10 protein-coding genes are annotated in these 13,897 nt (G+C 39.6%); 3 read left to right on the top strand and 7 right to left on the bottom strand.

Annotated features, from left to right (window positions below):
• The first annotated feature begins 118 nt into the window (after positions 1-118).
• Both ACTJKN_RS25670 and ACTJKN_RS25665 read left to right on the top strand, forming a co-directional pair.
• A complete protein-coding gene (locus tag ACTJKN_RS25670) occupies positions 119-1,129 on the top strand; it encodes an NAD(P)/FAD-dependent oxidoreductase (RefSeq protein ID WP_029274634.1) in 1,011 nt (336 codons plus the stop codon).
• A 42-nt stretch (positions 1,130-1,171) separates the two neighbouring features.
• A complete protein-coding gene (locus tag ACTJKN_RS25665) occupies positions 1,172-1,498 on the top strand; it encodes a 2Fe-2S iron-sulfur cluster-binding protein (RefSeq protein ID WP_025141835.1) in 327 nt (108 codons plus the stop codon).
• A gap of 596 nt (positions 1,499-2,094) precedes the next feature.
• Here ACTJKN_RS25665 and ACTJKN_RS25660 read toward each other — a convergent pair.
• From ACTJKN_RS25660 to ACTJKN_RS25640, 5 genes are all read right to left on the bottom strand, one after another.
• The gene (locus ACTJKN_RS25660) at positions 2,095-4,701 is read right to left on the bottom strand and encodes a glycoside hydrolase family 2 protein (RefSeq protein WP_440828471.1); all 2,607 of its coding nucleotides are present in this window, start codon (positions 4,699-4,701) and stop codon (positions 2,095-2,097) included.
• A gap of 111 nt (positions 4,702-4,812) precedes the next feature.
• Complete coding sequence (locus ACTJKN_RS25655; protein ID WP_440828470.1) at positions 4,813-7,071, bottom strand: GH92 family glycosyl hydrolase; 2,259 nt, start codon at positions 7,069-7,071, stop codon at positions 4,813-4,815.
• Positions 7,072-7,273: 202 nt separating this feature from the next.
• On the bottom strand, positions 7,274-8,599 hold the full coding sequence (locus ACTJKN_RS25650; protein WP_440828469.1) for an alpha-L-fucosidase: 1,326 nt from the start codon (positions 8,597-8,599) through the stop codon (positions 7,274-7,276).
• Between the two features lie 28 nt (positions 8,600-8,627).
• A complete protein-coding gene (locus tag ACTJKN_RS25645) occupies positions 8,628-10,319 on the bottom strand; it encodes a S41 family peptidase (protein WP_440828468.1) in 1,692 nt (563 codons plus the stop codon).
• Positions 10,320-10,502: 183 nt separating this feature from the next.
• Entirely contained in the window at positions 10,503-10,718 is a 216-nt protein-coding gene (locus ACTJKN_RS25640; RefSeq protein WP_025141830.1) for a hypothetical protein, read from the bottom strand.
• 237 nt (positions 10,719-10,955) lie between these two features.
• On the opposite strand from ACTJKN_RS25640, the gene ACTJKN_RS25635 reads away from it, so the two are divergent.
• Positions 10,956-11,558, top strand: coding sequence for a porin family protein (locus ACTJKN_RS25635; protein WP_029280581.1), 603 nt, complete (start codon positions 10,956-10,958; stop codon positions 11,556-11,558).
• 18 nt (positions 11,559-11,576) lie between these two features.
• Here the strand turns inward: ACTJKN_RS25635 and ACTJKN_RS25630 are convergent, their stop codons facing one another.
• On the bottom strand, positions 11,577-12,245 hold the full coding sequence (locus tag ACTJKN_RS25630) for an N-acetylmuramoyl-L-alanine amidase (protein ID WP_440828467.1): 669 nt from the start codon (positions 12,243-12,245) through the stop codon (positions 11,577-11,579).
• Between the two features lie 56 nt (positions 12,246-12,301).
• Complete coding sequence (locus ACTJKN_RS25625; RefSeq protein WP_440828466.1) at positions 12,302-13,897, bottom strand: SusD/RagB family nutrient-binding outer membrane lipoprotein; 1,596 nt, start codon at positions 13,895-13,897, stop codon at positions 12,302-12,304.

Below are 13,897 nucleotides of genomic sequence, written 5' to 3'. Positions count from 1 at the left end.
CACCAATGCAAAGCATATAAAATATTGAATACAACAGGATTACAAAATTATCTAGAATATTTCTAAATAGCAGGATTGATAAGACTTTATTTTGTAACTTTGCGTCAAATTTTTTTTAATGATCACTACTGATATAGCCGTAATAGGCGCTGGTCCGGTTGGTTTATTTGCCATTTTTGAAGCCGGTTTATTAAAAATGCGTTGCCATTTAATTGACTACCTGCCTCAGGTTGGTGGTCAGCTGTCTGAAATTTACCCTAAAAAACCGATATACGATATCCCGGGTTATCCTTCTGTGTTGGCCCAGGAACTTATCGATAACTTAATGGAGCAGGCAAAACCTTTCCATCCAACGTTTACTTTAGGCGAGCGTATTGAAGGTTTAGAGAAACGTGGCGAAGCAGATTTCGTTTTAACAACCAATATGGGTACTGTTATCGAAGCCAAAGTTGTGGTAATTGCAGGTGGTTTAGGTTGCTTTGAGCCACGTAAACCTGCTGTAGAAAATTTAGAGAACTTTGAGAACGGTAAAGGTGTAAACTACATGATCCTTGATCCTGAGAAGTACCGTGATCAGAAAATGGTGATTGCCGGTGGTGGCGACTCTGCTTTAGACTGGACCATTTACTTAGCAGAAGTTTGTTCAGAACTAACTTTGGTGCACAGAAGTGAGAGTTTCCGTGGTGCTCCAGATTCGGTTGCTAAAGTAATGGCATTGGCAGAAAGCGGTAAAATCAATTTGATTTTAAACAGCAACCTTCAGGCGGTACAGGGAACTGACAAATTAGAGCAAGTTGAAATTGTACAGAACCGTACCATGGAAAAAACTGTCGTAGAGGCTGATCACTTAATTCCTTTGTTTGGTTTGAGCCCTAAATTAGGTCCGATTGAAGATTGGAACTTAAATATCAACAAAAGTGCAATTGAGGTTAACGTTGATGATTATTCGACAAACATCCCAGGAATTTATGCTATTGGCGACATTAACACTTACACCAATAAACTAAAATTGATTCTTTGTGGTTTCCACGAGGCTGCATTAATGAGCCATAGTGCTTATTCTTACATGAACCCAGGTGTGAAATATACCATGAAATATACAACTGTAAACGGAGTTTCAGAATTTTAAGCTTTCTACTATATTTGTGAATCAATATAAGTAAGCTAAAAAATGGAAAACAATATTAATATATACATGCAAGAGCCGGATGGCTCGGTTACTGAACACGTTGCACCAACCGACATGGGTTTAAGCCTGATGGAGTTTTTAAAAGCATCAGAGTACGATATTCTAGCTACTTGTGGCGGAATGGCTTTATGTGCTACCTGCTGCGTTGATGTATTAGAAGGCGAAGAAAAACTTAACGAAATGACAGACGATGAGTATGCCATGTTGGACACTTTGCCTGATCTGTTACCAAATTCGCGTTTAGCCTGCCAATTGCAGTTAAACAATAATATGGACGGATTAAAAGTGAAATTACATGGCGTAAGCTAGGTTGTAAAAGATATTAAATGGAAAAAGGCGATACTTATGTATTGCCTTTTTTTGTTTTCAATAGATCCGAATTGTAAACGGCCAACCGAAGACTGCAAACTGATTTGGGCGTTACCCAATCCCGTGGAATCGGGAAAGGGTCCGGGCTTTTCAGGGCTACGCTTCGCTCCGGTACCGATGAAAACCTGTGAAACAAGCAAGCATACCATGATTAAATAAAAACAGATGCTTAATCGTTACTGAACCCTTACAATCCCTAACGCGGACTCATCGCAACTTTAGACCTTTAAGGTTTTGGAGCAGCCCCCTTTGTTATTAAACCTGATAAAGCGAAAAGCCCGGAGCGCAGCGAGGACTTGCAGCGATAGCAGGGCTACGATCCGCCACGACAACAGAGCCCAACATTTCCAAAAACAACGAAAATAAGCCTACGCTTCAGGATTAAAAATCCTTAATTTCTAACGATGGGATTACAAATCCCGAATAACGGAATCTTGTATCAGAGACCTCGCAGGTTTTGAAACGGCGCAGCCCTCAATGAGACCATTGAAAACAATATAATTTACGAATTAAACCTGCGAGGTCTGGATGGCAACTTATTGAATAGTTACTTTCTGCTTTTCTACGTTCCAGCCATATACTTCTACTGCAAGATTACTTTGCTTCCCTGTATATTCTACCGTTACCGTTTTACTTTCGCCAGGCAAAATACTCACGTAGTTATCATCATAAAAAGCAGGAAGCATGCGTTCACCAGTGTTGCCATTTATTAAGGCTACACGGTTAAAAAATGCTACAGGGTTTCCGTTTGCATTGCTCAAAGTAACTGCCACCTTACCGTTTTTCTGATCAACAGCTGCAATTTTTAACGGCGCCTGTTTGATGCTTTTTAAACCCGAATATTCACCATCCTTTCCTGGAAGCCAATAAATATTCTCGCTTAAAATATTTTGCTTTTGATCTAAAATCCTTAAGGAAACAAATACACCTTCTTTTTTATCCAGTTTTGCCAGGAAATCGTTCATAGGAAAAAGTCTTCTCACCGAAGATGGGCCAACCGAATTGAAGGCCTGAGCGTAGAAATAATCCTTTCCGTCCATATCGTAAGCTTTCGCTTGCACCATCAGGTTGTTTTTGGTGCTAAACCCATTGTTTACGATGGTAACCATGCTATCCAAAGGATTCATCATCACATGCAAAGGCTCACTGCCTTTTCTTAAACCATATAAACAGGCATTAGGATCAAGGTAATAATCATACATCTGTCCACGCATGGCTGTCCAGGGGTTTTGGGTTTTCCAGATGATAGAACCGGTATACCAGTCCCACATTTTGTTCGAGAAACCCTCCATTAATGCCCTGTATTGTTCGTAGTTGGCCAATTGAGCCTTCATCGCAAAATCTTCTGCACTTTTTGGCTTGCCATATGGATTAAGATATTGCTCGTAAGAGATGTATTTATGATAATCCCATACCGAATCGGGCTTGGCTTTGTATTGCGGCGCAATCAGGTTTTCTTTTGGGATAAAACGGAGCAAGGAAACGTAGTCGCCCACCCCTACCGATCCTACTTCCGAATTGTAAGGGAATGTTCTGGTACCCCAAAAAGTTTTAATATCCTGTATGCCATATGGACCATCACCGTTCCCTCCAATGGAATTGAACGACATTTCGTCGCTATTGGAGAAATCAAAAAGTTTTCTCGTTCCATCTAAGCGCGGCAGGATATCGTTCTTTAAAGGCTCCAAAATATCTTCCGGTGGTGTAATCTCATTTCCACCACACCAAAAAGCAAGTGAAGCATGGTTTCTGATCATTTTGATCTGATCTTCAATAGCTGTTAAGGTTAAATGATGATCATCAGGATAATTTCTCCTTGTCCATTGATCTTCTTTTTTCATTGGATCTACCCATCGGCCGTTACAATCGCCACTAAACCAGAAATCCTGAAAAACCAGCAAACCGTATTTATCACAGGCGTTGTAAAACTCAGGTCTTTCTAAAATTGCTCCTCCCCAAATCCTGATCAGGTTGAGGTTCATATCTTTATGGTAACGCACTTCGGCATCGTAACGGGCATCGCTAAAACGGAGCATCGCATCAGAAATAATCCAGTTACCACCTTTAATAAAAATCTTTTGTCCGTTTACATAGGCACCCATACTTTTGGTATGCTCATTCCAGATATTATCAATCTGGCGAACCCCTACTTTAAGCTGTTCCTGATCCAAAACCTGATTGGCAGCTATAAATTCGATCTTCACATCATACAGGTTCTGCGGTCCGTATCCACTTGGCCACCATAATTTAGGGTTGTCGAGCTGTAAATCAGGAAGTTTGACTGTAGTTGTTTTATTTGCTGCAATAATAGTTGGCTGTTTAACCAATTTTCCGGCAATTTGATATTGCAAAGTACCCGAAATAGCCTGACCTGTAGGGTTTTCAACTTCAACCGAAAGTTTAATGGTAGCCGGATTTTGTTTCCCTTCTGGTAAACGTTTGCCTGGAACCAAGGTAATTACCTGTGGATTCTGAATGTTGATGATTTTGGTTTTCTCAATGGTCACTTTATCCCAGATACCCGTATTACGATCACGTGTAGGCTGAATCCAATCCCAACCGGCTGTGTATTGTGTGGTTAAACCTTTGGCAATAGTGCCATCGCCACCCTGGCCACCGTTCGGGTTACCTGGAAAATCCGGAGGATAAACAATTACAGCCAGCCTGTTTTTCCCATTCGGAGATAACAGTTTGGTAATATTATATTGTGCCCTAAGGTGCATCCCAACCTGGGTTTTTGGATTAACTTTTTTTCCGTTTAAATAAATTTCGGCTTTGTAATTTATTCCCCTAAACTGCAACCAAACCTGTTCGTTACCCACAGCGCGCTCTTCAAAATCTTTTACAAACCAATAGGTGTAATAATCGTTACCGGTTTTATACACATCAGGAATTTTCTCATTGTTCATTCCATAAAATGGATCGGGCACTTTTTTGTTGTTCAGCAAAGTAGTTAATACTGTTCCTGGTACAGTTGCAGGCATCCAACTGTTAAGCGAAAAACCTGTTTTCGAAATTTCTGAACCAGTAGATTTAGCATCTTTGATATTGGTACATACCCAGCCCGAATTTAGTTCATAACGCTGTTGTGCATTTACGGTTAAAACCGAACAGAGTAAGAGAAGTAGGAATATTTTCTTCATTATTATTGAATTATTGAATGAGTGATTTATTGAATGAGAGAATGTTTTATTTACTGAATGAGAATTTTCACTATTGGTATAGTAAGCATTCAATCATTTTCAATTTAATCATTACTTAGTTGAAACCGGTCTGTCTTCTTGTTTTACACCCCAGGTTGCCGATGGTTTATTGCCCATATAAATTTGCATATTTCCGCCAGCTGCTATCGTTTTATGCAGGATATATGATGTAGTATAAGCTTTGCCATTCAGCACAATTTTCTGAATGTACTTATTCTCTGCACTATTACCCACAACCTTTATATTGAATTTCTTATTCCCGGGCAGCGAAATGATTGCATCGTTAATTAATGGCGTTCCGAAAACGTAAGCCCCGTTTGCCGGATTTACAGGATAGAAACCCATTGCCGAAAAAACATACCAGGCGCTCATTTGGCCTACATCTTCGTTACCACACAAACCATCAGGTTTTGAAGAATAAAAATCTTTGTCGATTTTACGGATCAGATCGGCAGTTTTCCATGGCTGGCCTGCGTAAGTATATAAATAAGGAATGTGGTGGTTGGGTTCATTTCCCTGTGCATAATTACCGATCAACCCGCTAATATCCGGCGAACCGTTGGTTCCCAAATCTAAGGGCAAGGTAAATAGCGAGTCTAGTTTATTGATAAAAGCTTTATCCCCTCCAAAAAGATTAATCAACCCTTCTACATCCTGCGGCACCAGCCAGGTATATTGCCAGGCATTCCCTTCTACATAATCATCTTCACGGTGTTTAGATGAAAAGGGATCGAACGGGCTTCTCCAGTTTCCATCGGCAAGTTTACCACGCATAAACTGAACACTAGGATCGAAATATAAACTATACAGTTTCGATCTTTTGCTAAAGTAAGTGTAGTCTGCTGTTTTATTTAGTGCCTTAGCCATTTGTGCAATGCAATAATCATCAATAGCATACTCCAAAGCCTTACCCACTGATTCGTTTATTTTATCAGCAGGAATGTATTTAAGTTCCTGAATGTATTCGATGCCATCTGTTTTTTGCATGGCCGATTGTTTTATCGCTTTGTATGCCAGATTTATATCAAAGCCCCGGTACCCTTTTAAATAGGCATCAACAATAACCGGAACGGCATGGTAGCCTACCATGGTATTGGTTTCACTGCCCATTAAATGCCAAACGGGTAATTTACCCTGTTGTTTATAGATGGCCAACATCGTATTTACTACATCGTTTACTTTATCCTGGTGCAGAATGGTGTACAATGGATTAGCCGCACGGTAAGTATCCCACAGTGAAAAGGTAGTGAGGTTATTGAAACTGGCCTTTTTGTATACCTTTTTATCTGTACCGAGGTAATCTTTGTTTACATCGTTAAAAAGTGACGGGGCAACCATAGTATGGTACAAAGCAGTATAAAATATCTTTTTGGTTGTATTTGAGGCCTCAATTTTCACCTTGGCCAGTTCTTTTTCCCACCTCGCATCGCTGTTTTTAACTGTAGCGGTAAAATCCCAGCCTGGCAACTCTGTTTTTAGGTTTAAAATGGCATTTTCAATGCTTACCGGAGATAAAGCAACTTTAATCTGTAGTTTATCATGATTAATGGCATTAAAGTTTACCGCTGCTTTTAGTTTTTTGCCAGATAATGTTATACCGCTTTTAACGGCTGTGCTATCGTATAATGCAATACTTTTAATCGGTTGTGAAAGTTTAATTACAAAATACAAACGCTGATCGTTGGCCCAACCTTTCGAATTACGATGCCCTACAATAGTGGTCGCATCGAGCTGTTTAAATGATGCCGATACAGGTGCATCCCAGCCTATACCTTCTATTAAATCGATAACAATATGTGGGTTTTCAGCACCTTTTTTAAAAGTATATTGATGAAAACCTACCCTTTCGGTTGCTGTTAGTTCAGCTTTAATGCCATACTTATCAAGTAATACACTGTAATAACCAGCTTTGGCTATTTCATTTTGATGCGAAAATTTAGACAGGTAGCCATTCTGGTCTTCGGCTGTTTTGCCTTTCTCGAGCAATAATTTACCAGTTGCAGGCATGATCGAAATGTCGCCCAGATCGCCGATTCCGGTACCACTTAAATGCGTATGTGCAAAACCGGTAATGGTATTACTAACATAGTTATAGCCACTGCACCAGTCCCAGCCTTCAAAAATGTTGTTCGGCCCCAGCTGAACTGCACCAAAGGGAACATTTGCACCTACAAAAACATGACCGTGTTTTGCCGATCCGATTAATGGATCTACATACCGGGTAAGTTTGGTGTTCTGCTGCGCAGCTGCATTAAGGGAGAATAGAGAGGCCGTTAGAAATAGAATAGACGAGGTTTTCTTGAACTGCATGTGTGCTTATAATTTCTTACATTAGAATTTAAAGCCTAAAAGTAAAACGTTTTACGTTTATTCTCTCATAAAGAGGAAAGAATTATATAAAAAGTCCGTCATTTCGACTGGAACACAGTGGAATGGAGAAATCTATATTAGTTAGATTTCTCGACTGCGTTGCACTTCGCTCGAAATGACGATCACACAAGCAAACGCAGTCTTACCCAATCTCCAAAACTATTACCTGATCCGGTTCTGCACTATTTAAAGTTGTAGTAATGTTTAATTTTGATTTTTTAAAGGTATAGTTTACCGGACTTTTATCTTTCAATAAATACGCTTTTTTTATTTTCTTTAGCGGAACGTTTTCTAAGTTAAGTGTAGTGGTTTTTCCGTCAACCAGGTGGATATAAACTTTTTTGTCGCTTTGCGTAATGCTTCCCCATGTCTGTGGTTTTATAAATCCTGCTTTTGTACCATAAATGCTTTCGCCATATACTTTAAGCCAATCGCCTAAACCGGCTAATCGGTCTTGAAACTCCGGTTGGATTTTACCACTCGGCATTGGCCCGATGTTCAGTAAAAGATTGGAACCTAAACTTGCGGCTTTAACCAACATATGCACCAGTTCTTTATTCGATTTGTAATAGGTATCGCTCAGGTTATATCCCCACGAATTTGAAATGGTTTCGCAGGTTTCGAGCGGTAGTTTATCTGATGCCTTTTGAAAACTTAAGCCTGATTTATTCTCACCAGGAAGATCGCGTTCGAACATTTGAAAATCTTCTCCTGCAAAGGGTGTAAGGTGGTGGTTGTTACCAATCATACACTGTGGCTGAAGTTTGTGGATTAAGCCATAAATTTCGTTGTATTTCCAGTCAATCCGCGATGTTCTGTCTTTTGATCCTTCTGGTTCAGTCTGATCCCAATGCCCGTCGAACCAGATCCCGCCTATTTCACCATAATTGGTTAACAACTCTGTTAACTGGTTTTTCATGAACTGCAAATAGCTTGCATAATCGCCTTTGCCCGTTCTACCTGAGTGCTGTCCGGTACGGCCCGTTTCGTGCGGATAGTCTTCTCTGCGCCAATCTAACAGCGAATAATAGAGATATAGTTTTATGCCTTGCTTGTGGCACTCATCGGCCATCATTTTTACAATATCTTTTTTGTAGGGCGTATTCATAATATTGAAATCAGAATATTTGGTATCCCACATGCTAAAACCATCATGGTGCCTGGTAATCAGCGTAATGTATTTCATTCCGGCATTCTTCGCCATGCTCACCCATTGTTCGGCATTAAACTCAACGGGGTTAAAAAAATCTTTAAGGTTAGTATAATTATGAACATTCAACTTTCGCTCGTTCATTACCCATTCGCCGCTCCCTGGTATACTAAAAGGCCCCCAGTGGATAAATAAGCCAAAACGGGCATCGTTAAACCATGCCCGCTGTTTTAAATTAGAGGCCGTAGGGGTGTAATCTTGTGCTTTTAACTGTAATGCAATTAATAGCACAAGGCATATCAGGGTTAATTTCTTCATAGGGATAGTAGTATCGTTTGGTTAGGTTTTAGTCTATTGATGCGGTGGCTTTGGTCGGTTTTCCAATCACCTTATAATTCCCATCGCCTTTTAAAATGGCCAGAATCTGCGATTGGTTGGTAAAAAGATTTTTTGCCGCGGCCAATTCTTTATCGTACTGGAAACTCTGCTCAATTCTTCCTTTTTCATAAAAATATCGGCTGATGATCTGTGTTTCTAAAACTCTTTTTATTTCTGCTTTATGGCTAACCAGATCAGTTTTTTTAGAAGAGGTAAGTTTATATTTAAGATTCTCGAGATCGGTTTTTACTTCGGCAGATTTATTTTCCTTTTCGGCCTCTAAACGTAAATCAGAAAGCAACCTTTCGGTACGGCTGAGGTAGGTTAAATCTTTATCGGCCAAACTGCCAGAAAAAGCAGCATAATCTGCATCCGATAACTGGAAAGTTTTTGCTGATGCCAAACTTGGTTTATCTTTCCTGTATTGATTTGCGTAGTTAAAGAAGAGATTTTTATTAAGCATTGAAATGGTAATCGGGCTGAGCTTTATGGCATCTACCACAATATCGGGATAAACACCATTACCACTGTACACATTTCTTCCTGCTTTGGTTTGGTACATTACCATGGTCGAATCGGCAAAACGTTCTGCAATACCATCTGCATTTTTATGTGCATAATCTAATTTTTGGATGCACCTGCCTGATGGTGTATAATATTTTGCCACAGTTACTTTAACCAAGCTATTATAGGGCAGGTTGAAAGTTTGCTGAACCAAGCCCTTGCCGTAACTACGTTGACCAATTACAATGGCGCGATCTAAATCCTGTAAAGAACCTGCCACAATTTCTGAGGCTGAGGCCGAATTTCCATTTACAAGCACTACTAAAGGAACTGAAGTAGAAACCGGGGCTAAAAGTGTTTTATAGGTAATGGTTTTCTCTACATTTTTGCCTTTTTGGGTCACAACAAGCTGATCTTTATTCACAAAGAGGTTCACAATTTTAACCGCTTCCTGCAGAATACCTCCGCCGTTGTTTCTCAAATCTAAAACCACACCTTTTGGATTTTCTTTTTGAATAGCCAGCAGTGCATCTTTAACTTCCTGTCCGGAATTTTCAAGAAATTTATCGAGTTTAATGTAACCAATGCCATCGCCAACCATGCCTGAGTAAGAAACGTTAGGCTGTTTTATTTCATCACGGACAAGTTTTTTAGTGATTTCTTTCCCATCTCTGATCACCAATAAATCTACCGGCGTTCCTTTCGGACCGCGTAACAACTGACTAATTTCTTGACGGTCTTTCCCTTTTATGGCAATCCCATTGATGCTCACCACCTGATCGCCGGCTTTAATATCACTTTTATTTGCAGGATAACCTTCGCTTACTTCATTGATAAACAGTTTGCCCTCAATAAAAACAGTACCTGCACCAATGCCTCCGTATTGAGTGCTCACATATTTCAGTTTGTAATCTTCAATCTCTGATTCTGGAACATATTCGGTATAGGGATCTAAACTATCCAACATGGCATCAATCCCCGTTTTCATTAATTGGGGAGCATTGGTGTCATCAACATAATTGATATTGATTTCTTTATAGAGCGAAGCAAAAATATCCAGATTTTTAGATACGAGGAATAAATCTTCTTTAAATGAAAAAGACAGAACAGCCACGCCTAAGCCAGCTGCTAAAAGACTATATTTTAGTTTCTTCATTCCCTTATATATTTAAATTCCGAAGGGCAAGTTAAATGAAATACCGCTCTTTTTGGAAGATTATTATTGATTAAGTACAAACGTAAATGTACAAAAACCGATAAATATTAAAAACAGCTTATTTGGGCTAAGCGTAAATTAAGCGTTACGCTAAAAAAAGAGCATGAAAGCAGAGAAAGATTACTAAAGTCTGTTACCCTTGGTATCGGCAAGTGCTTTTTGAATGGTAAATTCGATGTAGGTACGATCGCGTTTTACCAAACGCATTAAATCTTCAATCAGTTGATCTTCTTTGCCTGGCGTAAATTCTAAAGGCTCATTCGCCAGATCGCGGTATTTCCTTAAGAACTTGGTTTTTACTTTAAATGCAGTTTCTGAAGTAAGTTGAAAATTAGCCATGGCATATTTTATTTGATGCAAAAGTAAAAAATATTTGCTCAGGTTAATACCTTTTTATGTGATGTGACAAAAAAAGTGGAGATTCGCGGATTCTTTTTGCACGATAATTGTGTTAAAAGCACGTTATAAAACCTAATCGGTATAAAAACCGCTTAAAACAAATTTTAAAAATGAAACCATGGCAGGTATTACTGATCGTTTATGGTTTTATAACCTTTAAAAAACAAATTAAACAACATGAAAAAAATCATCTTCTCTATTGTTTTCCTAACCTTGGGTTGGGCAACATCTAAGGCACAAACGTTTAACCTCGGGGTTAAAGCAGGCGTAAACTTAGCCAAGTTAAATGCAGATTTTGCAAGTGAAGAAAACCGTTTAGGTTATCAGATCGGTGCCTGGGCACGTATTGGTGGCGCTAGTTTTTATGTGCAACCAGAGGCTTACATTGGCAGTAAAGGCAACAAATTTATCAGCATTACGCAAGATAATGGGAATGAAGTTGCAGCTGAAGGAAAAGTAAAATTTACCACTTTAGATGTTCCTGTTTTATTGGGAACAAAATTTGGTGCTAAAAATTTAAACTTCCGCTTAATGGCTGGTCCGGTTATTTCATTTATTCTGGACGAAAATTCTTCGTTTAGTTCTGCTTATCAACAAGCTACCGATTTCGATAACTACAAAAACCAGGCACTGGGCCTACAGGCAGGTGCTGGTGTAGATGTGGGTAACATTTCGGTTGATTTACGCTACGAAGCTGGTTTATCCAACATCAGTAAAAGTGAAAAATACAGCCAAAAACCTAACTTGTTTCAATTGAGTTTAGGATTCAAAATTTTGTAAGGATTAAAATGCGCCAGATTATTTTTTCTCTGGCGCTCCTTTTAAATTCAGGTCTTTTAATCTATTTCTGATCTGTTTCATAAAAGACCTACCAGGATCTGTTTTCTCGGTAAGATAATTCGGATCACTTTCTTTCCATAAGCCTGTTCCAATAAATTGCCTGTACTCGTAGTGTCCAATTACATATTCGATAGGATATTTAGTTTTCAGGTACCTCACCAGGTTTTCATTAGCCAGCAGCTGTTTCTTTGTTAAGGGTGCGCTTTCGCCCCCCACATTTTCTACCCCGATTGCGCAATAGTTTAAGCCGATTACGTGCCTGGCAAATATAGAATCGGGCATTAACTGAAATATGGTTCCATCCCGATCGATAAGGTACTGACTGGATACATTTAGCGTTCCGGCTGTGGATATCGCCTTTCTGGCTTCTGGCAAAGTTGGGTTATTAAAAGCATCAAATGTTTTCTCCAAACTTGGTATGGCTGTCCAATGCAATACCACCATAACTGGCTTAATAACTGCATTATCCTGTTTAATGCCGTGCCGAACCTGTAGGTAATCGATACTGAGCTGTTTACGCTGATCGTCGAAGATAATGGGTTTATAGAATGTCCGGAAGGTTGGTTTGGCACAACCAATGACGAAGACTATTAAGGAGGATAGGAAAAATAATTGTTTAATTTTCATCGAAATCGAATTAGAAAAGAAAATCCCCAAAAAGGGGATTTTCAAGTGTATTATCATTAATTAGTGTCCCACCAAAGCGGTGTTAGTAACCGGTATTTCTCCGAATTATCGCCCACAGCGTCTGGATTACGGGTTTGTTCATTGGATTCATACACCATTGCCCTAATCCACTGGTTGGCATTATTGGCATCGAAAACAACCGTATTCAGGTTTACCGGGCGTACCAATGACGGGCCATAAATTGCCTGACTAAAATCAACCCTTCGCATATCAACCCAGGTTTCAGGATTTAAGCATAGTGTAATATACTTTTGGCGCATAATGTGGCTTAAACCCTGGGTAAGATTTGTAAAGTGTGCTGCAAGCCCATCTGCCAACTGTGCAGTCCAATAGGTATTAATTTCGGTTGCGGTAACTCCTAGTTTACGCATATTGGCTTTAACACCTTCTTCGTAAGCGGCGAGTGCACCAGCAACATCATTAGAGCGCAGCTTAGCTTCTGCTTCAATCAGTTTAATTTCAGAATAAGTGATGAAAGGGATAGGTGAGGTTTGTTTGGTATAAAATCCACTATTACTAAAACGGCCATAATCATTTCCATTTGTTTTAGTGGCATCTCCTGGCTGTCCGTTGGACAATAACCCTTGACCGCCTAACAGACCAGCACCGGCTTTTAAACCACGATACTGTCCATCAGAAACAGCTGGTTGCATAATCCTGCTTATCCTTGGATCTTGAAAAGTGGCATTGGTAACCGGAAATGATGATAACATATTAACAAAGAATTGGCTCCAGGCAAAATAACGTGGATCGTAAAGTGCATTGTTCGGATCTGTTGTGGTAAGCACAAAACCGCCCCAACTGTACCATGGGTTTTCGTCTGTTTGGATCCCTCCTGATAAATAAGCAAACTGTGCATCCATACCATCGGCATTAAAAGCATTGCTACAGGCCTCAATAATTTTTGCAGGATTGTACAATGCGCCTTTTTTAGATAAATGATTTAGATATCTGGCTTTTAGTGCCCAGGCAAATCTTTTCCATTTGCTTACATCTCCCTGAAACATGATATCACCCCCATTGGCATTAAGTCCGGTAGCATTTGTTGTACTGCTAAAAGCAACAATGGCTTCATCCAACAATTTATCAATACGTTGGTAAACATCTTGCTGTTGCTGCATTTTGGGCAGTAAATTTAGCTGGGTTTTGCCGTCGTAATAATCATCAACCACGATCGCGCCATACTGATCAGTAAGCAATCCAAAATTCATCGCTAACAAGGTTTTTCCGGCACCCACAAAATAAGGGCTTCCTTCTTCCTCACCTAAATTGATCAGATCTACACAATTAGGCATGGTATATACATAGGCGTTTTGCCAAAGAAAATAACTGGCTGTAAAACGCCATTGTTCTGCGTTACGGTTGGTACCAGTAAGCAATTTAGTTGTTCCGTACTGCACAAGCCCCGATACTTCTCTCGTACCCCTCCATAATGCAGCTCCGTTTGAGGTGGTAATGGCACCAACCAGGCGGCTTGCTGCTGAAATTTTCGTAGGATTATTTGGATCTTTATTTACATCAAGGTACTTCTTACATGAAGTATTTAAAAACATACCACTGATTAATGATGCTATTATTATTTTATTTTTCAT

Source organism: Pedobacter sp. 22163, from assembly GCF_052045595.1.
GTDB lineage: Bacteria > Bacteroidota > Bacteroidia > Sphingobacteriales > Sphingobacteriaceae > Pedobacter.
Note: the sequence above shows the minus strand (reverse complement) of the source record. Positions and strands in the feature narration are given on the sequence as shown.